At 71.2% G+C, this 25520-nt stretch carries 23 protein-coding genes; 12 read left to right on the forward strand and 11 right to left on the reverse strand.

Features of this window, described 5'->3' with window-relative positions:
* The first annotated feature begins 5 nt into the window (after positions 1-5).
* On the forward strand, positions 6-1841 hold the full coding sequence (gene glmS / locus BLW32_RS00375; RefSeq protein ID WP_068526104.1) for a glutamine--fructose-6-phosphate transaminase (isomerizing): 1836 nt from the start codon (positions 6-8) through the stop codon (positions 1839-1841).
* On the opposite strand, the gene BLW32_RS00380 is transcribed toward glmS, so the two are convergent.
* Genes BLW32_RS00380 through doeB2 form a run of 4 tightly spaced genes read right to left on the reverse strand, consistent with a single transcriptional unit; the run spans position 1842 to position 6901 of the window.
* The gene (locus BLW32_RS00380) at positions 1842-3221 is read right to left on the reverse strand and encodes an NAD-dependent succinate-semialdehyde dehydrogenase (protein ID WP_082791215.1); all 1380 of its coding nucleotides are present in this window, start codon (positions 3219-3221) and stop codon (positions 1842-1844) included. It abuts the gene before it with no gap.
* Positions 3218-4471, reverse strand: coding sequence for an ectoine hydrolase (gene doeA / locus BLW32_RS00385; protein ID WP_068526105.1), 1254 nt, complete (start codon positions 4469-4471; stop codon positions 3218-3220). The genes BLW32_RS00380 and doeA overlap by 4 nt, the downstream gene beginning before the upstream one ends.
* On the reverse strand, positions 4468-5721 hold the full coding sequence (locus tag BLW32_RS00390; protein WP_068526106.1) for an aspartate aminotransferase family protein: 1254 nt from the start codon (positions 5719-5721) through the stop codon (positions 4468-4470). Before BLW32_RS00390 ends, doeA begins: the two co-directional genes overlap by 4 nt.
* 34 nt (positions 5722-5755) lie before the next feature.
* Positions 5756-6901, reverse strand: a complete 1146-nt coding sequence (gene doeB2, locus BLW32_RS00395) for a N(2)-acetyl-L-2,4-diaminobutanoate deacetylase DoeB2 (RefSeq protein WP_068526107.1) — start codon at positions 6899-6901, stop codon at positions 5756-5758.
* A 124-nt stretch (positions 6902-7025) separates the two neighbouring features.
* On the opposite strand from doeB2, the gene BLW32_RS26600 reads away from it, so the two are divergent.
* A complete protein-coding gene (locus BLW32_RS26600) occupies positions 7026-7241 on the forward strand; it encodes a sigma factor-like helix-turn-helix DNA-binding protein (RefSeq protein ID WP_082791216.1) in 216 nt (71 codons plus the stop codon).
* 5 nt (positions 7242-7246) lie between these two features.
* On the opposite strand, the gene BLW32_RS00405 is transcribed toward BLW32_RS26600, so the two are convergent.
* Positions 7247-8407 carry an acyl-CoA dehydrogenase family protein gene (locus BLW32_RS00405; protein WP_068740085.1) on the reverse strand — a complete coding sequence of 387 codons (1161 nt, stop codon included), beginning with the start codon at positions 8405-8407 and terminating at the stop codon, positions 7247-7249.
* Positions 8408-8504: 97 nt separating this feature from the next.
* Here BLW32_RS00405 and BLW32_RS00410 point away from each other — a divergent pair, with 97 nt between their 5' ends.
* From BLW32_RS00410 to BLW32_RS00440, 7 genes are all read left to right on the forward strand, one after another.
* Positions 8505-9131, forward strand: a complete 627-nt coding sequence (locus BLW32_RS00410) for a TetR/AcrR family transcriptional regulator (RefSeq protein ID WP_068526109.1) — start codon at positions 8505-8507, stop codon at positions 9129-9131.
* A gap of 68 nt (positions 9132-9199) precedes the next feature.
* Positions 9200-10630, forward strand: a complete 1431-nt coding sequence (gene dprE1 / locus BLW32_RS00415) for a decaprenylphosphoryl-beta-D-ribose oxidase (RefSeq protein WP_068526110.1) — start codon at positions 9200-9202, stop codon at positions 10628-10630.
* A gap of 28 nt (positions 10631-10658) precedes the next feature.
* A complete protein-coding gene (gene dprE2 / locus BLW32_RS00420; protein ID WP_068740087.1) occupies positions 10659-11420 on the forward strand; it encodes a decaprenylphospho-beta-D-erythro-pentofuranosid-2-ulose 2-reductase in 762 nt (253 codons plus the stop codon).
* A 43-nt stretch (positions 11421-11463) separates the two neighbouring features.
* Positions 11464-13350, forward strand: coding sequence for an arabinofuranosyltransferase (locus tag BLW32_RS00425; protein ID WP_082791218.1), 1887 nt, complete (start codon positions 11464-11466; stop codon positions 13348-13350).
* Between the two features lie 2 nt (positions 13351-13352).
* The gene (locus tag BLW32_RS00430) at positions 13353-14180 is read left to right on the forward strand and encodes an SDR family NAD(P)-dependent oxidoreductase (protein ID WP_068740089.1); all 828 of its coding nucleotides are present in this window, start codon (positions 13353-13355) and stop codon (positions 14178-14180) included.
* Between the two features lie 95 nt (positions 14181-14275).
* Positions 14276-15298, forward strand: a complete 1023-nt coding sequence (locus BLW32_RS00435) for an ABC transporter substrate-binding protein (RefSeq protein ID WP_068526113.1) — start codon at positions 14276-14278, stop codon at positions 15296-15298.
* A gap of 108 nt (positions 15299-15406) precedes the next feature.
* Complete coding sequence (locus BLW32_RS00440) at positions 15407-17071, forward strand: TIGR03767 family metallophosphoesterase (RefSeq protein WP_068740091.1); 1665 nt, start codon at positions 15407-15409, stop codon at positions 17069-17071.
* 18 nt (positions 17072-17089) lie between these two features.
* Here the strand turns inward: BLW32_RS00440 and BLW32_RS26880 are convergent, their stop codons facing one another.
* The 3 genes from BLW32_RS26880 to BLW32_RS00455 are packed head-to-tail and all read right to left on the reverse strand — an operon-like array spanning position 17090 to position 18947.
* Positions 17090-17665: an energy-coupling factor transporter transmembrane component T family protein gene (locus tag BLW32_RS26880; RefSeq protein WP_068526115.1), complete on the reverse strand. Its 576-nt coding sequence runs from the start codon at positions 17663-17665 to the stop codon at positions 17090-17092.
* Positions 17665-18348, reverse strand: a complete 684-nt coding sequence (locus BLW32_RS00450; protein WP_068740093.1) for an energy-coupling factor ABC transporter ATP-binding protein — start codon at positions 18346-18348, stop codon at positions 17665-17667. Before BLW32_RS00450 ends, BLW32_RS26880 begins: the two co-directional genes overlap by 1 nt.
* Positions 18345-18947, reverse strand: coding sequence for a biotin transporter BioY (locus tag BLW32_RS00455; protein ID WP_068526117.1), 603 nt, complete (start codon positions 18945-18947; stop codon positions 18345-18347). The genes BLW32_RS00450 and BLW32_RS00455 overlap by 4 nt, the downstream gene beginning before the upstream one ends.
* 40 nt (positions 18948-18987) lie before the next feature.
* On the opposite strand from BLW32_RS00455, the gene BLW32_RS00460 reads away from it, so the two are divergent.
* Positions 18988-19572 carry a TetR/AcrR family transcriptional regulator C-terminal domain-containing protein gene (locus tag BLW32_RS00460; RefSeq protein WP_068740095.1) on the forward strand — a complete coding sequence of 195 codons (585 nt, stop codon included), beginning with the start codon at positions 18988-18990 and terminating at the stop codon, positions 19570-19572.
* A 37-nt stretch (positions 19573-19609) separates the two neighbouring features.
* Here the strand turns inward: BLW32_RS00460 and aroQ are convergent, their stop codons facing one another.
* Positions 19610-20050 carry a type II 3-dehydroquinate dehydratase gene (aroQ, locus tag BLW32_RS00465; protein WP_068526119.1) on the reverse strand — a complete coding sequence of 147 codons (441 nt, stop codon included), beginning with the start codon at positions 20048-20050 and terminating at the stop codon, positions 19610-19612.
* Between the two features lie 118 nt (positions 20051-20168).
* Here aroQ and BLW32_RS00470 point away from each other — a divergent pair, with 118 nt between their 5' ends.
* Positions 20169-20570 (forward strand): hypothetical protein, encoded by a 402-nt coding sequence (locus BLW32_RS00470; RefSeq protein WP_068526120.1) that lies wholly within the window; start codon positions 20169-20171, stop codon positions 20568-20570.
* A gap of 55 nt (positions 20571-20625) precedes the next feature.
* Here the strand turns inward: BLW32_RS00470 and BLW32_RS00475 are convergent, their stop codons facing one another.
* Both BLW32_RS00475 and BLW32_RS00480 read right to left on the reverse strand, forming a co-directional pair.
* Positions 20626-21678 carry a hypothetical protein gene (locus BLW32_RS00475; protein ID WP_068740097.1) on the reverse strand — a complete coding sequence of 351 codons (1053 nt, stop codon included), beginning with the start codon at positions 21676-21678 and terminating at the stop codon, positions 20626-20628.
* Positions 21675-22100 (reverse strand): ImmA/IrrE family metallo-endopeptidase, encoded by a 426-nt coding sequence (locus BLW32_RS00480; RefSeq protein ID WP_082791222.1) that lies wholly within the window; start codon positions 22098-22100, stop codon positions 21675-21677. Before BLW32_RS00480 ends, BLW32_RS00475 begins: the two co-directional genes overlap by 4 nt.
* A gap of 101 nt (positions 22101-22201) precedes the next feature.
* On the opposite strand from BLW32_RS00480, the gene BLW32_RS00485 reads away from it, so the two are divergent.
* Entirely contained in the window at positions 22202-25453 is a 3252-nt protein-coding gene (locus tag BLW32_RS00485; RefSeq protein ID WP_068740099.1) for an arabinosyltransferase domain-containing protein, read from the forward strand.
* The last annotated feature ends 67 nt before the right edge of the window (positions 25454-25520 follow it).

Genomic DNA, 25520 nt, shown 5'->3' on the forward strand with positions numbered 1-25520 from the left:
GAAGCATGTGCGGAATCGTCGGATACATCGGTGGCCAGACGGCCGTGGACATCCTCGTCGACGGGCTCACCCAGCTCGAGTACCGCGGGTACGACTCGGCGGGCATCGCCGTCCTCGGCCCGTCGGGCGCGAAGCGCGTCCGCAGCGTCGGCCGCGTGCGCGACCTGGAGGCCGCGCTGCCGAAGCGGCTCGCGGGCAAGACGGGCATCGGCCACACGCGCTGGGCCACGCACGGCGCCCCGTCCGAGGCCAACGCGCACCCGCACACCTCAGCCCCCGACGCCGAGGGCCACGAGCGGATCTTCATCGTGCACAACGGCATCATCGACAACGCCCGGGACCTGCGGCTCGAGCTCGAGGCCGACGGGGTGGAGCTCACCTCCGACACCGACACCGAGGCCGTGGCGCACCTCATCGCCCGCAGCGGCGCCGAGACCCTCGAGGACGCCGTGCGCCAGACGCTGCACCGGCTCAGCGGCACCTACGCCCTGGCCGTCATCGACACCGAGCACCCCGACCGGATCGTCGTGGCCCGCAACGGCTCCCCGCTCATCATCGGCGTCGGGGACAAGGAGATGTTCGTCGCCTCGGACATCTCCGCCGTGGTGCGGCACACCAGCCAGGTCGTACACCTCGACGACGGCGAGTGCGCCACCGTCACCGCGTCCGGCTTCCGCATGTTCAGCGCCGACGACAATCGCGCCGTCGCGAAGTCCGCCACCACCGTGGACATCTCGCCCGACGATCTGGAGCTGGGCAACCACAGCCACTTCATGCTCAAGGAGATCGCGGAGCAGCCGAGCTCGCTCGAGCGCATGCTCTCCGGCCGGCTCGACGAGCGGTTCGCCACCGCCCGCCTCGACGGCCTGAACCTGGACGCGCAGGCCATGCGCCGGTTCAAGCGCGTCAAGATCCTCGGCTGCGGCAGCGCCTATTACATGGGCCAGCTGGGCGCCTCCGTCATCGAGGAGCTCGCCCGCATCCCCGCGGACGCCGAGCCCGCCAGCGAGTTCCGCTACCGCAACCCGATCGTGGAGCCCGACACCCTCTACGTCGCGGTGAGCCAGTCGGGCGAGACCGCCGACACCGCGTTCGCCGTGCAGGAGGTCAAGCGCAAGGGCGGCACCATCGTCGGCCTGGTCAACGTGGTCGGCTCGACCATCGCGCGCGAGGTCTCGGGCGGCATCTACCTGCACGCCGGCCCCGAGGTCTCCGTGGCCTCCACCAAGGCCAACACCCACATGGCGGTCGGTTTCGCGCTGCTCGCGCTCGCGCTGGGCCGGGTGCGTGACCTCTCGATCACCGACGGGACGCGGATCGTCAAGGGTCTCAAGGCCCTGCCCGCCCAGATCGGCGAGATCATCGAGTCCCCCGGCGACGTCGAGGACGCGGCGAAGCTGCTGGCCGAGGCGCCCAGCCTGTTCTACATCGGCCGCGTGCGGGGCTACCCGACCGCCCGCGAGGGTGCGCAGAAGTTCAAGGAGATCAGCTACCGCCACGCCGAGGCGTACCAGGCCTCCGAGCTCAAGCACGGCCCGCTCGCGCTGATCAGCCCGGAGATGCCGACCGTGGCGATCGTCCCCGACGACGAGCTGCTGGACCGCAACATCGGTGCGCTGCACGAGATCGCGGCCCGCGGCGGCGACATCGTGGCGATCACCAATCCGGGCGTCGAGCTGCCCGAGGCCAAGGTGACGCTCACGGTGCCGAAGAACGAGCCCGAGCTGGACCCGATCCTGCTGATGATCCCGACCCAGCTCCTCGCCTACTACGCGGCGCTGAGCCTGGGCCTCAACATCGACCGGCCCCGCAACCTGGCGAAGTCGGTCACCGTCGAGTAGTCAGTCCCGCTTCGGCCCGACCCAGACCTGCTGGGCGTTGACGAACTCGTGGATGCCGGCGCGGCCCAGCTCGCGGCCGTAGCCGGACCGCTTGATGCCGCCGCTCGGCAGCCGCGGGTCCGTCTTGACGATGCCGTTGACGCTGACCTGCCCGGCCTCGAGCTCCCGCGCGATGGCCTCGCCGCGCGCCGCGTCGGTCCAGACGCTCGCGGCTAGGCCGTACGGGGTGGCGTTCGCGAGGTCGACGGCGTGGTCGGCGTCGACGGCCGTCATCACCGCAGCGACGGGGCCGAAGGTCTCCTCCGCGCACGCCGCCATCCCCGGGCGCACCCCGGTGAGCAGAGTGGGCGGATAGAAGAACCCCGGGCCGTCCGGCACCGTCCCGCCCAACAGGCACGTGGCGCCGGCGGTGACGGTCTCCGTGACCTGGCGATGCAGGTTGTCCCGCAGGTCTTCCCGTGCGATCGGGCCGACCTGGGTGTCGTCCTGCCGGGGATCGCCCATCCGCAGGGCGGCGAGCCGGGCACGCAGGGCCTCGACGAGCTCGTCGTGCACGGACCGCTCGACGATGATGCGCTTCGCCGCGATGCAGGACTGCCCGGCGTTGATGATCCGGGACAGGGCGAGCACCTCCGCGGCGGCCTCGATGTCGGCGTCCGCCAACACGATCGACGGGTCCGAGCCGCCCAGTTCGAGCACAGCTGGTTTGATCTCCGACGCCGCCACGGACGCGACCGCGGCGCCCGCGCGGTCGGAGCCGGTGAAGGAGACGGCGCGGATCCGGCGGTCGCGGATCACTCCCGCCACGTCGGGCGTCGCCGCCGGGAGCGAGGCGAAGACCCCGTCGGGCGCCCCGACGGCGCGGAAGGCGCCGGCGATCGCGGCGGCGCACCCCGGGACGTGCGGATCGTGCTTCATGACCGCGGTGTTGCCCGCCATGAGCGCGGGCGCGCAGAACCGGAAGGCCAACCAGAAGGGCGCGTTCCACGGCAGCACGCCGAGCACCGGGCCGATCGGCAGGTACTGCACGTAACTGGAGGTGGCGTCGGATTCGACGGTCTCCGCGGCCAGGTACTGCTCGCCGTGGTCGGCGTAGTGTTCGGCTGCCCACGCCGCCTTGATCACCTCGCCCCGCGCCTCGGTGATGGGCTTGCCCATCTCCTCGGTCATCACGTAGGCGTAATCCTCGACGCCGCGGCGCAGTTCGGCCCCCACCGCGCGCAGCAGCTGCGCCCGCTCGGCGAAGCCCGCCCGCCGCCAGTCGTGGTACGCCGTCTCGGCGCGCTCGAGCGTCGTCTCGATCTCGACGGGGCCCGCGGCGGGCACCTCCCGCACGGGTTGCCCGGTCGACGGGTCGATCGCGGTCAGCATCGTGGTCATGGCAGCACCTCCGCCTCATTCGTCTCCTGCTGTGGCCCGTCGCCGGCCGCGATGCCGTTCACCGCGGGGGCGGCCGGGGCGCCGGCCCCGTCGTGCACCGTGAAGTCCTCGTCGAGCGTGAAGAAGGACTCGCAGCCGTCGTCGGTGATCCGGATCGTGTCCGAGATACCGACGGTCTTGTCGCCGTCGACGCCCCACATCCACGGGATCACGTGGAAGGTCATGCCCGGCTCCAGCGCGGTGAAGTCGCCGGGGTTGAGGCTGAGGATGTAGCCCTCGTCCCACGACGGCGGGAAGGCGATCCCGATCGAGTAGCCCGACCGGGTGACCAGGCGCGCGCCCACGGTGTTGTCGGAGATGATCCGCCGCACCAGGGAGTCGGCGTCCGAGACCGTCATCCCCGGCCGCATCAGCGATTTCAGCTCGGAGAGGGCCAGCTTCATGCGCTCCTGCGCCTCGTACATCGTGGGCGAGAGCTCGCCGTTGACAGCGGTGCGCATGAGGGCCGCGTGGTACCGGCGGTAGCAGCCGCCCACCTCCAGGAAGACGTGCTCGCCCGGCTCGATGGTGCGGCCCTCCCACGTCGCGTGGCCGATCATCGACCGCGGTCCCGAGGCGACGTACGGCATGACGGAGGGGAACTCGCCCCCGGCGCGGAACATCGCGGAACTGATCGCGGCCGCCACGTCGTTCTCCGTGTTGCCGGGGACCGCCGCCTCGAGGCCCGCCGCCATGCCCGCCTCCGCGGCGCGGGCGGCCTTGCGCATCACAGCGATCTCGGCGTCGGACTTGGTGGCGCGGCCGGCCTCGACGATCCCGAAGCAGTCCATGAGCACGCCCTGCTGGAACGAGGTGTGCACGCGGTCCTGCTGGTAGGCGGGGAAGAAGTAGCTGTTGCGCTCGTAGCCGACGCGTTTCGTCCCGAGGCCGCCCTCCTTGAGGGTGAGCACCAGTTCCTGGATGGCGTCGCCGGTGTCGGGGTAGGGCCGAGTGCGTTCCACCCAGGTCCGCGCGATCACGTTGGACTCCTCCATCGCGCGGGTGATCATCACCGGCTCGTCGTCGAGCGGCACCACCAGCGCCTGGAAGAAGGAGTAGCCGGTGGTCTGGTAATCGGTGAGGTACATCAGGTTCTCGGGATCGGTGATCACCACGGCGTCGAGCCCGCGCTTGTCCATCCGCTCCCGGAGCTCCGTGAGCCGCCGCTCGTACTCCTCCGGCGGGAAGGTCATGTCGTCGCGCCGCTTCATCGCGCCACCTCCGTCACGGCCCGCTCGAGGATGTCCAGGCCCGCGACGAGGTCCTCGTCGGGGATCGTCAGCGGCGGGATGAGTTTCAGCACGCGGCCGCCGCTGCCGCAGGGCCCGATGAGGAGACCGGCGTCGAAACACGCGGTCTGCACGGCCTTGGCGAAGGCACCGTCGCCGGTGTCCAGGGCCTGCATCATGCCCTTGCCGCGCACCTCCCAGTCGCGGTCGGGGTGCGCCGCGGCGAGCGCGGCGAGCCGCTCGCGCATGGCCTCGCCCTTCGCGGCGACGGCCGTCATCAACTCGTCGTCGGCGAAGTAGTCCAGGGCGACGGTGCCGGCCACCATCGACAGGCCCTGGCCGCGGAAGGTGCCGGTGTGCGCGCCGGGCGACCAGTGCGCGTCGACGGCGGGCTTGTTGAGGTTCATGGCGATCGGCGTGCCGTAGCCGCCGAGGCCCTTGGCGAGGGTGATGACATCGGGGTCGAGGTCGTAGCCGTCGAAGCTGAAGTAGCTTCCGGTGCGCCCGCAGCCGGCCTGGATGTCGTCGATGATGAACAACGCCCCGGTCTCCCGGGCGAGATCCTGCACCGCGTGCAGCCAGTCGGCGCTCGCGACGTTGACGCCGCCCTCGGCCTGCACGGCCTCCACGAGGAAGGCGGCGGGCGGGGTGTGGCCGCTGGACGGGTCCGCCAGGGCGGCGGCGTAATCCGAGAGCGCGGTCTTCCCGCCGGGAGCGGTCTCGAAGGGCAGGCGCACCACGTCGCGCAGGGGCACGCCCGCCCACTGCCGGAAGGCGTGGTTGGCGGTGGCGGCGAGCGCCCCGAGCGTCATGCCGTGGAAGCCGTGGCTGAAGGCCACGACCTCGCGACGGCCGGTGGCGAGGCGGGCCAGCTTGAGGGCGGCCTCCACCGCGTTCGTGCCGGTCGGGCCGGTGAACTGCATGCGATGGTCCATGCCGCGCGGCGCGAGGATCACGTCGTGGAAGCGGGTGAGGAAGTCGCGCTTGGTGGTGGTGTAGGTGTCGAGGCTGTGGGCCACGCCGTCGGCCTCGAGGAAATCGATCATGGCGCGCTTCATGTTCGGGTTGTTGTGCCCGAAGTTGAGCACACCCGCGCCCGCGAAGAAGTCGATGTAGCTCTTCCCGGCCTCGTCCACCTGCCGTGCGTTGGACGCGGAGGCGAAGACGGTGGGGAAGTTCCTGCAGTACCCACGGACTTCCGATTCCCAGTTCTCGAACGCAGCAGTGTCCATGCGAATTCCTTTCGTTCCGTGCGGCTCTCTTCGGTCAGGGCGGCTCCGGCGCCCCTGCGAGACCCACCAGCAGGCGCGCGGCGGGATCGAGCAGGGCATCGTCGAAGTCGTATTCGGCGCTGTGCAGCGGCGCCGTGGTGCCGGAGCCGAGGAGCGCGAAGGCCCCCGGGATCCGGTGCAGGTAGTAGCTGAAGTCCTCCGAGGCGAGAACGGGTGTCGCGGCGGGCACGGCCCAGTCCGCGCCGAGCACCGTCGACAGGCGGTCCCGCAGTTCGGCCGCCGGGCCGGGGTGGTTGACGGTGGCCCCGTAGCGCACGGTGGTCCGGACGTCGGCGCGCACGCCGTGGGCGGCGGCGGTGCCGCCGGCGATCTCGTCGATGAGAGCGAAGACCCGCGCTCGGGCGTCGTCGTCGGCGGCGCGCACGCTCCCCGCGATCAGCGCCGTGTCCGGGGTGACGGTGGCGGCGCTCTCGGCGCGCAGCGAGGTGACGGCCACGACGGCGGCCTGCTGCGGCGACGTGCGGCGCGCGACGATCTGCTGCAGCGCGACCACGACCGCGGCCGCGGCGAGCACCGGGTCACGGGTGGCCTCGGGCTGGGAAGCGTGGCCGCCGCGGCCGACGAGCTCGACCTCGAACGTGCCGTTGGCGGACATCACGGGGCCGTCGGGGCAGAGGGCTCGGCCGAACGGCTGGCCCGGCCAGTTGTGCCAGCCGAAGACCGCCTCCACACCGTCGAGCGCACCGTCGGCGATCATGCCGCGCGCGCCGTGCCCGCCCTCCTCGGCGGGCTGGAACAGCAGGGTGACGGGACCGGGGAGGCTCGATTCGTGGGCGCGGAGCCACCGGGCGGCGGCGAGCAGGGCGGCGGTGTGGCCGTCGTGCCCGCACGCGTGCATGACCCCGTCGGTCGCGGAGGCGTACGGCAGGCCCGTGGCCTCGCGGATCGGCATGGCGTCGAGGTCGGCGCGCAGCGCCACGTGCCGCCCGGGCGCGTGCGGGGCGAGGCGGACGACGGTGCCCGTGTCCGCGCAGGGCCGCCACGCGAGGCCGATCGCGTCGAGTTCGGCGCGCACGGCCGCGGCGGTGGCGTGCTCCGCCCAGGCGAGCTCGGGGCGGCGATGAAGTTCGCGTCGGAGTTCGGTGGCCCGGGCAACGGTCTCGGCCCAAGAATCGATCATCGGACCTCCTCGGATGGGTGTCCGTTTCGGTCCCTTTCAACGTACCGCGATCCGACGAAAGGCGAGCGGACATCACCCGAACGGCGGATGTGCGCGGGGTCACAGCTGCCTACCGTGAATCCCCATGGGGCGAAGGACAGGGACGACCGACGCGCGGCTGCGCGCGGCGTTGCCGCCCGAGCTCTACCGCGTGCTGCAGCTGCGCGTCGTCCAGGGGCGCACCGTCGACGAGACGGCCGCGCTGCTGCGGATCACGCCCCAGGCGGTGCAACTGCGGCAGCACCGCGCGCTGGAGCGGATCCGCTGCGGCCTCGCGCGTTCCGGCGCGGAAGCCGGATAGCGCCGTCAAAGGCTCCGCGCGATCAGCTCCTTCATGATCTCGTTGGTGCCGCCGTAGATCTTCTGCACCCGCGCGCCCGCGTAGAGCTGGGCGATCGGGTACTCCATCATGTAGCCGTAGCCGCCGAAGAGCTGCAGCACGTTATCGACGACGCGGCACTGCATATCGGTGGCCCACAGCTTCGCCATGGACGCGGTCGCCGCATCGAGCGTGCCGTCGATGGCGCGGCCGATGCAGTGATCGATCAGCGTGCGGCCCGCGAAGACCTCGGTCTTGGCCTCGGCGAGCACGAACTTGGTGTTCTGGAAATCCGCGATGGGCCGGCCGAAGGCCTTGCGCTCCTTGGTGTACGCGATGGCCTCGACCACCGCCTTCTCGGCCGCGTCGACGCCGCCGATCGCGATGCTCAGCCGCTCCCGCGGCAGCTGCCGCATCAGCTGGTAGAAGCCCTGGCCCTCGACCCCACCGAGCAGGTTCGCCGCGGGGACCCGCATATCGGTGAAGGCGAGCTCGCGCGTGTCCTGCCCGTGCTGGCCGATCTTCTTGAGCACGCGCCCGCGCTCGAAGCCGGGCAGGTCCTTCGTCTCCGCGACGATGAGGGAGATGCCCTTGGCGCCCTGGCTCGGGTCGGTCTTCGCCACGATGATGAGCAGATCGCAGTGGCTGCCGTTGGAGATGAAGGTCTTGCTGCCGTTGATCACGTACTCGTCGCCCTCGCGGACGGCGGTGGTGCGCACGGCCTGCAGGTCGGAGCCCGTGCCCGGCTCCGTCATGGCGACGGCCAGCACGGCCTCGCCCGACGCGGCCTTCGGCAGCCAGCGCGCCTTCTGCTCCTCGGTGCCGCAGTCGTCGATGTAGTGCGCGCAGATGGTGGAGTGCACGCCGTAACCGAAGGCACCGTCGCCGGAGAAGACGAGCTCCTCGAGCACGACGGTGTCGTGCCCGAAGTCGCCGCCGGCGCCGCCGAGGGCCTCGGGGAGCTCGGTGCAGAGCAGCCCCGCCGCGCCCGCCTTGTTCCAGAACTCGCGGTCCACCTGGTGCTGCTCGGCCCACCGCTCCTGGTTCGGGGTGGCCTCGCGGCGGAAGAACTCGGCGGCGTGCTTGCGGAGTTCCGTGTGCTCGGGGGTCTCCCAGGCGGGGCGGTAGTCGGGGAACAGTGCGGTCATGGGCGGTCTCTTCTCGTCAGCGCGGAGCGGGCAATACAGTCGTATAGTCCACGATGCGTGTGTACAGCGCAAGGGCGCGCCCGCTAGGATCACCCAGGTGGAAGGGACCCCCGAGACCGGCCTCCCCGCGACGAACGACGACCTCACCGCGAAGGCCCGGATCCGCAACGCGGCGCTCGAGCTCTTCGCCGCGCACGGCGCGAGCGCCGTCTCGCTGCGCGCCGTCGCCGCGAAGGCCGGGGTGACCGTCGGCCTCGTGCAGCACCACTTCACGACCAAGGACGGACTCCAGGGCGCCGTCGAGGAGCAGATCGTCGAGTACCACGCTCGGGCGATCGCCCGCGTGCCCGATGAGGGGCCGCCCGCGGACGTCGCCGCGGCCCGGGACGCCTCCGTCCGCGCGATGCTCGCCCGGCACCCCGCCGTCGTCGACTACCTCCGGCGGTCCTTCCTCGACCCCTCCGGCTCGCAGCTCCTCGTCCGGCTCACCGAACTGGGGCGCAGCGAGGTGGTCCGCCTGCGCGCCGCACACCTCGCGTCCACCGACCGGCCGGAGTCCGACCAGGTGATCGCCATGATGGTGCGGCAGATGGGCACCCTGTTCCTGCAGCCCCTCGTCGACGCGATGTGGGAGCACCTGCGCGAGCCGGGGGCACCGTCGGACGACAAACCGCGACTGTCGGTGAGCACCGAGCCCGCGGGGCGGCACGGCCCCGACGTGTGACCAAGACGAGGTCACAGCAGCTTCAACCTCAGCATCGACTCAGGTTGGGCGCGGTAATCTGATGGGCGATGTCCGAGACAACTCTTCCCTATCTGCCCATCTCGACGCGCAAGCTGGTGGGCTGGTCGCGCACCACGCCGATCGAGGGCCACGTGCTGTCCACGCCCGACGTGGACCAGATCGCCAAGGCCGTCGCCGTCGTGGCGGACGCCGAGGCCGACAAGCCCGCCTACCTGCGACGCGGCGTGATCGCGCGCGGCCTGGGCCGCTCGTACAACGAGTCGGCGCAGAACACCGGCGGCCTCACCATCGACATGACGCCGCTCAGTGCGATCCACGACATCGACGCCGAGTCCGGCATCGTCGACGTGGACGCCGGCGTCGATCTCGACACCCTGATGCAGGCGGCCCTGCCGTACGGCCTCTGGGTCCCCGTCCTTCCCGGCACCCGCCAGGTGACGATCGGCGGCGCCATCGCGCACGACATCCACGGCAAGAACCACCACAGCCAGGGCTCGTTCGGCAACCACATCACCGAGATGTCGCTGCTCACAGCCGACGGCAAGGTGCTCACCCTGACCCCGAAGGGCTCGTCCGACGACCCCGAGGGCGAGCTGTTCTGGGCGACCGTCGCCGGCGTCGGCATGACCGGCATCATCCTGCGCGCGAAGATCCAGATGAAGCGCACCGAGAGCGCCTACTTCATCGCCGATACCGAGCGCACCAACTCGCTGCAGGAGACCATCGACCTGCACCTGCAGGACGGCTTCGAGGACGGCTACGAGTACGCGTCCGGCTGGTTCGACGCGATCAGCGCGCCGCCGAAGCTGGGCCGCGGCACCTTCTCCCGCGGCAACCTCGCGACGCTCGACGAGCTGCCGGAGAAGTACCGCAAGGATCCGCTGAGCTTCAACAACAAGCCGCTGATCAGCTTCCCCAACATCTTCCCCAACGGGCTGGCGAACAAGTTCGACTTCTCGCTCGTCGGCGAGGCCTACTGGCGCGCCGGGCCGCCCAGCCAGGGCAAGGTGAAGAACCTCGCCGGCTTCTACCACATGCTCGACGTGTTCGGCGGCTGGAACAACGCGTACGGACGCACCGGCGGCTTCTGCCAGTACCAGTTCATCGTGCCCACCGGTAACGAGCCCGAGTTCATCAAGCTCATCGAGGACATCCAGGCCTCCGGGCACGTCAGCTTCCTCAACGTGATCAAGCTGTTCGGCGACGGCAACCAGGCCCCGCTCAGCTTCCCGTTCAAGGGCTGGAACGTGTGCCTCGACTTCCCCGTCAAGCGGGGCCTCGCCGAGTTCCTCAACGAGCTCGACAAGCGCATCATGGCCATGGGCGGCCGCCTGTACACGGCGAAGGACTCCCGCACCACCGCGGAGCGGTTCCACGCCATGTACCCGCAGATCGATCAGTGGATCGCCACGCGCCGGCGCATCGATCCCACCGGGGTCTTCATCTCCGACCTGGGCCGCCGCCTCGAACTCGCCTGAGCCTCACGACAGCAAGGAACGAACAGAAATGAAGAACGCCGTAGGCGTCCCCCAGTCCATCCTGCTGCTCGGCGGCACCTCCGAGATCGGCCTGTCCATCGTCGAGGAGTACCTCGCCAAGGGCACACAGCGCGTCGTGCTCGCCGCGCTGCCGAACGACCCGCTGCGCGAGCAGGCCGTCGCCCAGGTCGAGGCCGCCGGCGCCACGTCGGTCGAGGTCATCGACTTCGACGCGACCGACTTCGACGGTCACGCCAAGACCATCGACGCCGCCTTCTCCGGCGGCGACATCGACGTCGCGATCGTGGCCTTCGCGCTCGACTTCGACGCCGAGGAGCTGTGGCAGAACCAGCGCAAGGCGGTGCTCCTCGCGCAGGTCAACTACACGGGCGCCGTGTCCGTCGGCGTGCTCCTGGGCCAGAAGATCAAGGAACAGGGCCACGGCCAGATCATCGCGATGAGCTCGGTCGCCGGCCTGCGCCCGCGCCGCAGCAACTTCGTCTACGGCTCCTCCAAGGCCGGTTTCGACGGCTTCTACCTCAACCTGGGCCAGGCCCTGGAGCCCTTCGGCGGCTCCGTCCTCGTCGTCCGCCCGGGCATGGTGCGCACGAAGTTCTCCGCGCACGTCAAGGAGGCGCCGCTGACGATCGACAAGGACGTCATCGGCACGCTCGCCGTCGACGCCGCGATCAAGGGCAAGTCGCTGGTGTACGCGCCCGCCCCGTGGGGCTTCGTCAGTTTCGGCCTGAAGAACATCCCGCAGCCGATCTTCAAGAAGCTCCCGATCTAGGGGGCGCGTCCGATTCTCGGAACCACCGTTTACGCTGGCCCGCGTGACTGACACGCGCACCGTCGACGCCCCCGAGGCCCCCGCCCGGGGGCGGGACCTGGCCCTCGACCTCGCCGCCGCCGCGATCCTCGCGGCGGCGGTCGGCGTCGTCGGGTGGTTCGCCATCAGCTCCGTCGAGTGGCCCGCGTACAGCAGCTCCAACGTCACCCGCGCGTTCTCGACCGTCTTCCAGGTGATCGCGATCGTCGTGCTCGCCGGCTGCGCCGTGCTCCTGTCGCGGTCCGTCCCGGCCTGGCAGGCCCGCGCCGCCCGGTTGCTCTCCTTCGCCACGGTGGCGGGTTTCGTCACGGTCACCCTGGCCCTGCCGCTCGGCGGCACCAAGCTCTACCTCGGCGGCATCTCCGTCGACCAGCAGTTCCGCACCGAGTACCTGACCCGGTTCACCTCGTCACCGCGGCTGGCGGACATGACCTACATCGACATGCCGCCGCTGTACTCCCCCGGCTGGTTCTGGCTCGGCGGGCGCTTCGCGAAACTCTTCGGCCTCGAGGGCTGGGCCGCCTTCCAGCCCTGGTCGATCATCTCCCTGGCCGTCGCCGCCGCGATCGCGCTGGCCCTGTGGCTCACCGTCGTCGGGCCCGCGCGCGCGATCGCCGCCACCCTCGCCACGACCGTCGCGATGCTGCTCTACGGCTCCGCCGAGCCCTACGGCGCGGCGGTCGCGATCCTGCTGCCGCCCGCCCTCGTCGTCGCATGGTCCGCCATCCTCCGCGGGCGGCGCGGCGCGATCGCGCTCGTCGGCGTCTACCTCGGCGTCGCGGTGTGGTTCTACACGCTGTACCTGGGCGTCGCGGCGTTCACCATCGTCCTGATGGGCGTGGTCGCGCTCGCCGCCACCTGGATCCGCGACCGCCGGTTCGAGTGGCGCTACCCCGCGCGCGTGGTGGCGATGGGCGCGATCGCCATCGCGATCGGGCTGCCGGCGTACGGGCCGTACCTGTGGCGGGCGTACCGCGACGGCACCGACTCCAAGGGCTCCGCCTTCCACTACCTGCCCGAGCAGGGCTCCGTGTTGTCCCTGCCGATGCTGCACTTCACGCTGCTCGGCGCGCTCGGCATGATCGGCGTCGTGTGGATCCTGGTGAAGGCCCGATCCACCGGGCCCGCACAGGCACTCGGCCTGGGCATCGCCGGGGCGTACCTGTGGGCCCTCCTCTCGATGACCGTCTCCCCGATCGGCACCACGCTCCTCGGCTTCCGCACCGAGCCGGTCCTGCACATCCTGCTCGCCGCCGCGGGCGCGCTCGGCGCGGTCACCATGGTCGGCGCGCTCGGCGACGGCTATCCGCGCTACCGCGACGCCGGCGTCGCGCTCGGCGTGCTGGCCGCCATCGGTGTGGCGCAGACGATCCCGGCGCAGCTGGCCGGGGAGATCGCCGTCGCCTACTCGGACACCGACGGCCACGGCGAGCGCGGCGACCGCCGGCCCGCGGGCGCGGAATCGTCGTACAAGGACGTCGACGCGGCCATCCTCGCCGCGACGGGCAGGCCGCGGACCGACACCGTCGTGCTCACGGCCGACTACGGCTTCCTCGCGATCTACCCGTACTGGGGCTTCCAGAACCTCACGTCGAACTACGCGAACCCCCTGGCGCACTTCACCGCCCGGTCCGCGGCGATCGAATCGTGGGCGAAGCTGGAGACGCCGGACGAGCTGGTGAAGGCGCTCGGCGAGACGCCGTGGCGCGCCCCGGACGCCTTCGTCTTCCGACGGTCCGCCGACGGCCTCTCGCTGCGCCTCGCCGAGGACGTGTACCCCAACGACCCGAACGTGCGCCGGTACACGGTCGTCTTCCCCGAGAAGCTCTTCGAGGACCCGAGATTCGCCGTCACCGAGACGGGCCCGTTCGTCGTGATCGTGAGGAAGTGACCATGTCCCTGTCCCGTTCCGTGCGCGACCTCATGCAGCGCCGCAGCCTGCTCCCCGACTCGATCGACGCCGCGCTCGCCGGGAAGGGGCGGACGGTGCGCGGCCTGCGGATCGTCGTGACCGGGGCGTCGGCGGGCATCGGCCGCGAGGCGGCGCTCCAACTGGCCGCTCGCGGCGCCCACGTGATCGCGGTGGCCCGGCGCGAGGAGGAGCTCGAGGAACTCACCGCGCTCACCGGCGGCGAGTACCGCGTGTGCGACCTCACCGACACCGACTCGATCGACGGGCTGCTCACGAGCCTGGGCGAGGTCGACGTGCTGATCAACAACGCCGGCCACTCCATCCGGCGGACGATCGCCGATTCCACCGAGCGCTTCCACGACTACCAGCGCACGATGAATCTCAACTACTTCTCCGCCGTCCAGCTCTCGCTCGGCGTGCTGCCGGGGATGATCGAGCGCGGCCGCGGGCAGATCGTCAACGTCTGCACGTGGGGCCTGCTCGCCAACACCTTCCCCAAGTTCTCCGCCTACGCGGCGTCCAAGAGCGCGCTCGCGATCTTCGGGCGCAGCCTGAACGCGGAGCGCCCGCACCCGGGCGTGCACGCCACGAACGTCTACTTCCCGCTGGTCCGCACCGAGATGATCGCGCCCACGGCCGAGTACTCCGGCGCCTCGGCGCTCGAGCCCGACGAGGCGGGCCGCTGGCTCGTCCGCGCGGTCACGCACCAGCCCGTGGAGGTCTCGCCCGCGGCGCTGCGTGCCCTGCTGCCCGTCGTCGATCTCCTCTCCCCCGCGACCTCGGACCGGACGATCTCGTCGCTGACCTGAGCCGGGGCGGCCGGGGCGGCCGTCGGGATCGCACCCCTTACCCGACGTAACTTTGATTTGCCTCACCTAACGTGCGGGGTACGCTTCGGCGCGTGATGAAACGATCCCTCGCCCGCCGGCTCGCGCCCGCGGTCGTCCTGCTGGCCGCCACCGTCGGCCTGAGCGCCTGCTCGAATTCGAACGACGACGCCAAGACCCCGGGCAACACCGAGGTCGCCACCGGCGGCGAGCGGTTCGGCACGGCCGACGCCGAGACCGCCAAGCTCGGCACCGACGCGGCGCCCGGCGTCTTCCCCCGCACGATCAAGCACGCGCGCGGCGCGACCGAGATCCCGAAGAAGCCCGAGCGCGTCGTCGTGCTGGACAGCGGCGAACTCGACTCCGTCCTCACCCTCGGCATCACGCCCGTCGGCCTGGTGGTCACCGATGGTGCCAGCCCGATCCCGACCTACCTCGCCGACAAGGTGCAGGGCGTCGAGACCGTCGGCAAGAACACGAGCCTGAACCTCGAGGCCATCGCCAAGCTCAAGCCGGACCTCATCCTCGGCAGCCAGCTGCGCGTCGACAAGCAGTACGACCAGCTCTCCGCGATCGCGCCGACCGTCTTCTCCATCCGTCCCGGCTTCCCGTGGAAGGAGAACTTCCGCCTGATCGGCGCAGCCCTCGGCGAGGAGACGAAGGCCGTCGACGCGCTCAACTCCTATGCGGACAACGCGAAGGCGCTCAGCGCGAAGTTCACCGGCCAGAAGCCCGCCATCTCGCTCGTGCGGTTCATGCCGAACCGGCTGCGCCTCTACGGCAACAAGTCGCTCATCGGCGTGATCCTGCAGGACGCGGGCCTCCCCCGCGCCGGCAACCAGGGGGTCGACGAGCTGGCCACCGAGATCTCGCTGGAGAACATCTCGCAGGCCGACGGCGACTACATCTTCTACTCCAGCTACGGCAAGCCCGAGAACACCGGTGAGACCGCGGCGCTGGCGAACCCCGCGTGGTCGCAGCTCAGCGGCGTGCAGAAGGGCAAGGCCTTCCGCGTGGATGACGACGTCTGGTACCTGGGCCTCGGCCCGACCGGCGCCAACCTCATCGTCAAGCAGCTGGGCGAGTACCTGGCGAAGTAGCGCACGACGCGGCGCCCGGGTGGCACCACCCGGGCGTCACCCGTCGGTCAACGATGTTACGCGTGTTGTTCATGTGTCTCATGGGACTTGTGGTTAGGGTCTCTACTCATGACCACACGCCGGGGATTCCTGCGCGCGGGCGCCGTCGCCGCGCTCGCCACCGCCAGCGCCGCCGCCACCGGCCGCATCGCCCACGCCCTGCCCGGGAACACCGTCGCCGGGACCATCGCCGGCACCACCCTCGAGCGGGTCAGCGTGCCGGGACAGCCCCGCGCCGGCGGCTACCGGCCGCTCGTCGACGGTGCCGGCTGGCCCCTGTACGTGCGGCAGGAGCTCGCGACCGCCGGCGGCACCCGCGAGGCCGTCCGCGCGCCGCTCGCCTCCTTCGTGCAGCTCACCGACATGCACATCGTCGACGCGCAGAGCCCCGCGCGGTTCGAGTTCGTCCACCCGTTCCAGGCGCCCGCCTTCCGCCCGCAGGAGACGCTGACCACGCAGGGCGCGGTCTCGCTCGTCGAGCGGATCAACGCGATCGCCGCAGGCCCGTTCACCGGACGCGCCTTCGACTGCGTCATCACCACCGGCGACAACACCGACAACCGCGAGTTCGCCGAGCTCAACTGGTTCCAGACGGTGCTCTCGGGCGGCACCGTCGTGCCCAACACCGGCGCCCCCGACCGCTTCGAGGGCCTGCAGGCGCACGGGGCAGCCCTGTACTGGCAGCCCGAATCCCCGTACTGGGACATGTACAAGGACAAGGGCTTCCAGCAGATCCCCGGCTTCCTCCGCGCCGCCATCGGCGCCCACACCAGCCCCGGCCTGCGGATGCCCTGGTACGCGGTGGTCGGCAACCACGACGACAGCCTGCTCGGCACGCTGCCCAACGGCATCGCCGACTGGCTCTACCTCTCGCCCGTCAAGCTCGACATCCCGCACACCGATCCCGCGGCGCTCGCCATCGCGCGCGCGCTCACGACGGACCCGTCGCAGGTGGGGCCGATGCTCACGAAGCTCAAGCTCTCCGGCCCGGTGATCCCCGTGACCGTCGACGCCAAGCGCGCCCCGTTCAGCCCCCGCGACTTCGTGCGCCGCCACTTCGACCCGGCCGTCACCGGGCCCGGCCCCGTCGGGCACGGCTTCTCCAGCCCGGACGGCCCCACCTGGTACACGTTCCAGATCGCCCCCGGCGTGCTCGGCATCGCCCTCGACACCACCAACAACCTCGGCATCGCCGAGGGCACCATCGGCGAGAAGCAGCTCGCCTGGCTCGTCGCGCAGCTGAAGGCCCACCCGGACCAGCTGGTGATCGTCTTCAGTCACCACACGTCGAAGTCGATGACCGCCAAGCTCCCCGACCCCGAGGAGCCCGGCGAGAAGCAGTACGAGGGCGGCGTGGTCGTGAAGACGCTCACCGACCACCCGAACGTGATCGCCTGGGTGAACGGCCACACCCACAAGAACGAGATGATCCCCCACACCGGCCCCACGCCGAAGCAGAGCTTCTGGGAGATCAACACCGCCAGCCACGTCGACTTCCCGCAGTTGGCCCGCATCATCGAGGTCGCCGACAACCGCGACGGCACGATCAGCCTGTTCACGCCGCTCATCGAGGCAGCGAGCCCCGCGACCGCGAACCCGTCGGACCTCAGCGCGAAGGGCCTCGCCAGCCTCTACCGCGAGCTCGCGTACAACGACATCCACCGCGACGACGACCTCCTCGGCGCCGCCGCCGACCGCAACTGCGAGCTGCTCCTCACCCACCCGCTGCGCTGACGCGGGCGCCGCGGCGGGCTAGAGGCCGCGGGCGGCGAGGGCCTCGCCGAGGAGGTCGGCGTCGCGGATCAGGCGGACCAGCACCGTCGGGAGGACGCGGACTAGGGAGGCGCGCTGCCCCCGCGCCCACGCGGCCTCGCGGGTCTCCCGGACGACGGCGATCACCGTCGGGATGGAACGGATCGTCAGCGCGACGAGCAGTTCCACGCGCCAGCCGAGGACCCGCCCGGCGAGCGCCGCGAGGTCCGTCGCACGGGTGGTGAAGACCAGCAGGTTGCCGGCGAGCACGCCCACCACGAGCTGCCCGACGGGGCCGACGGCCGCGCGCGCACCGTCGGACACTCCCTGGCTGAGCAGGTAGAACACGGTGAGGACCACCGCGAAGAGCAGTGCGGGGCGCAGGGCCCGCCACAGGTGCACCGGGCGCAGCCGGGCCACCGGGAAGAGCGCGGCCACGACGAGCGCCGCGACCGCGAGCGGCACCGGCCGCGGGAGGATCGCCAGGAACGTGACGAGCGCGAGCATCGCGACCAGCTTCGCGGCGGCGGGCGCGCGGTGCAGCGGGGAGTCGCGCGGGACGTAGCGGCCCAGCATCAGCGGGCCGCCAGCTCGCGGTAGAAGGCGATCGACTCGGCGGGCGGGCCGTCGTGGACGAGGGCACCGTCGTCCATGACCAGCACGCGGTCGAAGTCGTCGAGCATGTCCAGGTGGTGGGTGAGCAGGACGACCTGCTGCTCCAGCGCGGCGAGCCGGTCGCGGACCTTGAGCACGTTGCGCAGGTCGAGCAGGGTCGTCGGCTCGTCGCAGACGAGGATCTCCGGGTCCGTGACCAGGACCGACGCGAACGCGAGCATCTGCTTCTGCCCGGAGCTCAGCAGCTGCGCCGGAGCGTCGGCGTGGTCGGCCAGGCCGAACTCGGCGAGCACCGCCGACACCCGCTCCGTATCGACGGGGGGCTTCCGGCCGCGGCCCGGCGGGCGCAGCGACAGCGCGACGTCCTCGGCGGGTGTCGGCATGACGATCTGCGCGGAGGCGTCGGCGAACATGAAGCCCACCCGCCGGCGCACCTCGGACCTCTTCTTCCGCACGTCGAGGCCCAAGGTCTCGACGGCGCCGCCGTCCGGCACGACGAGGCCGTTGAACGTGCGGGCGAGCGTCGACTTGCCGGAGCCGTTGGCGCCGATGATGCCGATCCGCCGCTCCGACAGCTCCGCCGTGATGCCGCGCAGCACGGGGCGGTCGTCGTAGGCGTGCGTGACACCGTCGAGGCGGATCATGCTCTCTTCTCGGAGACGGCCTTCTCCGCGGCGGCGGAGCCCCGCCGCGCGATGGGCGGGTAGGCCCGCGCCACCATCACCACCACGAGCGACGTGATGACCACCTTGATCAGGTCGCCCGGGACGAACTGGAAACCCAGCGTGAGCTTGGCGAACAGGCCCGAGCCGGTGCGCCAGCCCAGCCACGGCAGGCCGATGGCGTAGACGATGAGCACGAGCCCGATGATGTTGGCCAGGCCCACGGTGAACGGGTTCGTGCGGCCCCACTTGTCGACGAGCCAGCCGGTCACCAGGGCCCCGACGATGCCGCCGAGGAGGAAGCCGCCCGTCGGGCCGGTGAGCACCGCGAGGCCGCCGCGACCGCCCGCGCCGATCGGCAGCCCCACGACGATGAGCAGCACGTACAGCGCCACCGACGCCCCGCCCCACGGGTAACCGAGCAGCGACGCGGCGAGCATGAACCCCAGGGTCTGCAGGGTGATGGGCGCGATGCCGCTGATCGTGATGGTGGGCATCGCCAGCACCGCCGTCAGGGCGGTGAAGACGGCGACGAGGGCGAGATCGCGCGGCGTGGCACGATACGTGGCGGCGTTGAACACGGTTCAAGAAGTAACGGGGCGCTCGGCTAGAGTCAAGTCCGTGGCCATCAACCGCTCCGACGTGCTGACCTCCGCGATCGGCGTCCTCGACCGGTCGGGCCTGCCGGACCTGACGATGCGCCGCGTCGCCGCCGACCTGGGTGTCGCGCCGGGCGCCCTGTACTGGCACATCCCCAACAAGCAGTCGCTGCTCGCCGCGATCGCCGACACGATCCTCGCCGACCCCTCGCTCGCCGCGGCCGCGTCGAAGTCGCGGATGCGGTGGGACCGCCAGCTCACCGGGTACGCGCACGCCCTGCGCGCGGTGCTGCGCAAGCACCGCGACGGGGCCGAGGTGGTCTCCGCGTCCCTCGCCTCGCAACTCGGCACCAGCAACCTGCAGTCGCAGATCGCCGAGATCGCGGCCGCGGCGGGCGCCGGGCCCGCCGACGCGAACGCCGTCGCGCTGACGCTGACGCACTTCGTCGTGGGCTTCACCTTCGAGGAGCAGACCCGCGAGGCGATGGCCCGTGCGGGCGCCGCCGCCGGCGACCTCGACCAGACCGCCACCGACCGCGCCTTCGCCGGCGGCGTCGACCTCATCGTCGACGGCCTACGGGCGCGCACCGCCGCCGCCCCGGCCTGAGGGCCGGCCGCGGACCGTCGAACAGGGAGGGCTTCGGTCAGGACAGCTCGACGGCCCGATCCACGGCGTAGCCGTACCCGGCGATCCCGAAACCGGCGATCACGCCGGACGCGATCGGGGAGACGTAGGAGTGGTGCCGGAACGCCTCGCGCGCGTGCACGTTGGAGATGTGCACCTCGATGATCGGCACCTCCGGAATGACGAGTGCATCGGCGAGAGCCACTGAAGTATGCGTCCACGCTGCCGGATTGATCACGATCGCGGAGAAATTACGCGCGCGTGCGACATCGTGGATCCACCCCAGCAGCTCGGCCTCGTCATTGGTCTGCCGGACGTCCACCTCGGCGTCCCGCGCAGCGGCCGCGCGACGGCAAACGTCGACGACGTCGGCGTACGAATTCTCCCCGTAGACCTGCGGTTGCCGCACGCCCAGCATGTTCAGATTCGGTCCGTTCAGCACCAGAATGCGGGCTCCCATACGGTCACAATAGCCGTCCCCGGAACCACGGAATTGGGATACTTGTCCCACGCCGTGCGCATCCGCCTCGGCGATCATGTAATCTCCCAGTATTCGCAATCTGGAAGGGAGGGCCTCAATGACTACGTTCGCGGCCAAGCTGAACCGACTTTTCGAGGTCGTGCACCCCGCAGACCGGGGGCCCTACACCTCGTCGGAGTTCTGCAGGATGGTCGAGGAGAGCGGCGGCAAGCTGTCCGTTCCCTATCTGTCGCAGCTGCGGTCGGGCCGGAGCTCGCGCCCCGCGTACGACATGGTGGCTTCCATCGCTCAGACCTTCGGCGTCCGCGCCGAGTACTTCTCGGACCCGCTGTACGAGCGTGAGGTCCTGGGCGACCTCGAGCTGACGCGCGAGCTGCGCGAGTCGGGCATGCTCGAGATGGCTCGCCGCTCGACGAAGCTGTCGGCGGACCGTCGGGCAGCGCTCGCCGGTCTCCTCGCCGAGCTCGAGGCGGAGGACGGCAAGGAGGGCACGGCCTAGGCCGTGTTCCTCTCCGGGCCTCTGGCCCGCAGGGCCGGCAGCGGCCCACCGGGGCTCAGCGCACCCGCTCCAACAGGGGCGACGGGGTGTGCTGGGCCCTTTTCGTGACTGCGGCCGTCCAGCGCGAGGTCCGCCAGCCCGACGGGGGCTCCAGGTCGACGGCGTGCACCGAACCGTAGGGCGCGTCGCGGTCGAGCCACCGGGCCACCGCCTCCGCGCGGTCCGTCGGCGAGGCGTCGGCGAGTCTCCCGTCGCCCGGACTGGCGAGCATCGCCCAGCCGTCGAGCACGACGACGGCGCGCGCCTCCGCCGTCTCCACCCAGCCGCCGCCCTGCCGGACGACGGCCTCGAGGTCGGGGAAGAGATCCTTGACCTGCTCGTACGCGGGCCGGAAGTGGAGCCACTCCCGCGAGGAGATCAGGATCGACGTGGCCCACGACGCCATCAGCACGAGCGTCCAGCTGGCGAACGCGGCATCCAGCATGAACCGGTTCAACCGCAGCACCCACACACCCACTTGCAACTGCTGCAGCAGGACGCCGCCCGCGATGACGTTCGCGACCGCGACGATCGCGAGCAGGACCCCGCCCAGCGCCAGGAGTCGCAGCTGCGCCCGGTGCACGCGGCTGCGCTTGGACACCCGCCACGTCGACACCGCCACGACGAGGGCGGTGGCCCCGAGGCACGTGTAGACCAGCGCCGTCTCCACCGCCAGCCCGAAGTCGCCGCCGAAGCCGAATCCCGTCGGGTCGCCGGTGCGGCCGAGGACGGCCCCCGTCACGATGACCACGCCGACCAGGACGAGCGGCGGAGACCACACCATGAGCCTGGCCCGGCTGAGCCGCCCGTCGAGCGCGAAGGCGAACACGAGGGCCCCGTAGCAGGCCACGAGCAGCAGGACCCGCTCGACGGTCACGACCTCGTACTCCGACAGGCCCAGTCGCCCCAGCGCCTCGATGGACACCGGGGTATCGATCGTCACCATCAGCGCCAGCGCGACCGCGGTGAGGAGGGCACCGCCGGCCGGGGGGTTCCTATTGGTCTGCCACCGGCTGAACCTCTCCAGCGCACCGAGCCAGAGGATCGGTGCGACGAGCGACGCGATCATCCGAGCAGTTCGTCGACCACCGAGTCGACGCGCGTGATCGTGTGGCCGGCCTTGACGCGGCGCACGAGCAGCGTGGCGAAGGACTCCGCCTCCTCCTCGCACCGCGCCGCCCTGCCGCTGTCGGGATCGGAGGAGCACCCCTGCTCGTGGCCGAGGACCAGGTGGCCCAGTTCGTGCGCGAGGGTCTGCTCGAACGTGGCGACACCGCTGGAGACCACGAGGAGGTCCCGCTCGTCGGAGTGCAGCCACATGCCGAAGACGCCGACCGGCAGCGTCATGCGCCGCACCTCGATGCGCCGGCCCAGATGATCGGCGTACGCGGCGACCACTTCGGCGACGGTGCCGGGACCCGATCCGGCCCGCGGGGTGACCGCACGCACGACCGCGCGCACTGCGCGTGTCGGCCGGTCGGATCCCCTCATGCCCGAAACGATACGTCGGTTCGTCGGCTCGTTGTACACCAAGCCGCGCATCGAACCGGTTCGCCCGGATTCCGCCAGGTCGCGGCGTCTAGACTCGCGGGGTGCCCGAACCGTCCGACGCTGCCCGCACCGTCCGCACCACGGCCCGGACCGCCGCTCTGACCGGCGTGCTCGGGGTACTGTTCGCGCTGCTCACGCCCTTCATGCCGGTCCAGCAGTCGACCGCGGCGCTGGACTGGCCGCAGCGCGGCTCGCTCGAGGCCGTCACGGCGCCGCTGCTGTCCTACGTGCCCGATAGGGTCGACGTCACAGTCCCCTGTTCCGCTGTCAGCGGACTCCCCGGGGGTTCCGGGACCCTGGTCGCGACGGGGCCCGTCGACTCGCCGGACACGGTCCGACGGGGCATGACGATCGGGGTCACCACACTCCCCGACCAGCGCCGCATGCTGGAAGTCGTCGTCCGCAACACGCCCCTGCTCTCCGTCGACGTCGCGGCGCTGGCCGCCCCGGGCTGTGGGGCGATCGTCTTCTCGGGAGATTCGAAGACGGTGAAGGCCGAGGTCAGGGGCATCACCGGCCCGGACGGCAAGCCCATCGCCGGCGGTAAGGACAACGGCTTCGACTACCGACCGCAGGTCGTCGGGGTGTTCACAGAACTTCATGGCACAGTCACGGACAGCACGAGGATTCAGTTCCGTGCAGATATCGACACGCGCTACTCGACGGTTCCGGCCGCGGCGCGCTGGGTCGTCATCGTCCTCGCGATCGCGCTGATCCTCGCGAGCCTCGTCGCACTGCACCGGCTCGACGCCGCGGCCGACGGCCGGCGGCACCGTCGGATCCTGCCCGAGGGCTGGTGGCGCCCGACCAAGCTCGACAGCACCGTCATCGCCCTGCTGGTGACCTGGCACGTCATCGGCGCGAACACCTCCGACGACGGCTACATCCTCACCATGGCGCGCACCGCCGAGGCCGCGGGCTACACCGCGAACTACTACCGCTGGTACGGCGCGCCCGAGACCCCGTTCGGCTGGTACTACCAGGCCTTCGCGTGGCTCTCGCACCTCTCGACGGCGAGCCCCTGGGTCCGCCTGCCCGCCCTGATCTGCGGCATCGCGACCTGGCTCATCATCAGCCGCGAGGTGGTGCCCCGGCTGGGCCGCGCCGCGCGCTCCCGGTACGCGCTCTGGGCCGCGGCCGGTGTCTTCCTGGTCTACTGGTTCGCCTTCAACAACGGCCTGCGGCCCGAGCCCGTGATCGCGCTGGGCGCCCTGCTGACCTGGTGCTCGGTGGAGCGGGCGATCGCGACGGGCCGGGTCCTGCCGTTCGCGGCCGCGGCGGTCTTCGCGGGGTGGACGGTGGCGGCCGGGCCGACGGGCATCATGACCGTGGCCGCGCTGCTCGCGGGGGTGCGGCCGGTGGGCAAACGGATCCTCGCCCGCGCCCGCACGAGCCCGGCCGGGTTCCGGCTGACGGTGGCCGCCTACGTCGCCCCGGTGCTGGCCGCCGGGGTGCTGCTGGTGCCGATCATCTTCTCCAAGCTCACCGCGTCCGCGTTCGTCCAGAAGACGCTCATGCAGTCCGACGTGGGCACGGTCGTCGACACCAAGAAGTGGTACAACGAGATCGACCGTTACTCGGCCCTCTTCACGTTCACGGCCGACGGCGGCGTCGCCCGACGGTTCGCGGTCATCGTCACGATCGCCTGCCTGCTGTTCGCGGGCGCCGTGCTGCTGCGCAAGGGCCGGATCCCCGGCGCGAGCCTCGGCCCCAGCCGCCGCCTCGTCGCGGTCGTCCTCGGCGGCCTCCTGCTGCTCATGTTCACCCCCACCAAGTGGACGCACCAGTTCGGCGCCTTCGCGGGCCTGGCCGGCGCCCTGGCCGCGCTCGCCGCGATTGCCCTCGCGCCCGCCGCGCTGCGCAGCGCCCGCAACCGCGCGCTGAGCGCCGCGGTGGTCCTGCTGGTGCTCGGGCTGTCCTTCAGCGGCCCCAACGGCTGGTGGTACGCCAGCAACTACGGCGTCCCGTGGGGCGAGTCGTCGGTGCTGGCGCTGGGCACGGTCTTCTTCGCCGGGGCCGGCATCGCGCTGCTGGTCGCGGGGTGGCTGCACTTCCACGAGCCCGATCCGGCGCCGGTCCACCCGCGGGCGAAGCGCGTCGTCGACGTCGTCGGCCGGCAGTCGTCGATCACGTGGGCGGCGTGGGCCGTGGTCGTGCTGTGCATCGGCTCGATGCTCGCGACGACGGGCATCACCCAGTTCTCCTCCTTCTCCAACGGCAAGGCGAACCTGCGCGCGCTCGGCGGCCACGGCTGCAACCTCGCCGACTACGTGCTCACCGAGCCGGACCCCACGTCGGGCCTCCTGCTGCCGCTCGACGGGAACATCCGCGACGGCCTCGCAGGGCCGGGCACCACCGGTGTCTCGCCCGACGGGGTGCCGACCATCATCAACGCCACCACCAGCTCGAACACGGACGATTCGAGCACGTCGCTCGACGCGATGGCGCGGCTGCCGCAGGACACGACGTCGGGCCGCACGTCGACGGCAGGCATCAACGGCTCGCACATGCGCCTGCCCTACGGCCTGGATCCGGCGCGCACCCCCGTGCTCGGCTCGTACTCGCAGGAGGCGCAGCTCAAGGCGCAGGTCGTCTCGAAGTGGTACCCGCTGCCCGCGCGGGCCGCGGACCGCTCGCTCATCACGCTCTCCGCCGCCGGCAAGTTCACCGACGACGAGCTCTACCTCGAGTACTCCACCGACGCCCCCGCCGCCGGCGCGGAGCCGAAGGTCGCCGGGAAGAAGTCCTTCATCGACATCGGGCCGAAGCCCGCCTGGCGGAACCTGCGCCTGCCGCGCACCGACCTCCCCGCCGACGCGACGGCGATCCGCGTGGTCGCGGTCGACGACGACCTGGCGATCGACCACTGGCTGGCCGTCACCCCGCCGCGGGTGTCGAAGCTGGTCACGGCGCAGGAGCTGATCGGCTCCACCGAGCCGGTGCTGCTCGACTGGACGTCCGGGCTGGCCTTCCCGTGCCAGCGGCCGTTCAGCCACAGCAACGGCGTCGCGGAGGTCCCGCAGTGGCGGATCACGCCCGACCAGAACCTCTCCCCCGTCACGACGGAGTGGGAGGGCACCCTCGGCGGCGGACCGCTCGGCTGGACGCAGATGCTGCTCCAGCAGGAGAAGATCCCCGGCTACCTCCAGGGTGATCTCGGGCAGGACTTCGGCGACGTGATGCGGCTCGTGCCGTACTCCCAGGCACGTGCGGCGGATCTCACACTCGGCACGCGCACCGTCTGGGGGACGCACGTCGAGGCGCCGATCCGCAAGGACCGGACCGATTCCTGACGGGGTTTCCTGACCTGCGGCATCGCACGGACTGAGAATCCCTTAAGCGATCCGGCCTTCCCCGGAC

This window comes from Tsukamurella tyrosinosolvens (assembly GCF_900104775.1).
In the GTDB taxonomy this organism is placed as follows: Bacteria; Actinomycetota; Actinomycetes; order Mycobacteriales; family Mycobacteriaceae; genus Tsukamurella; species Tsukamurella tyrosinosolvens.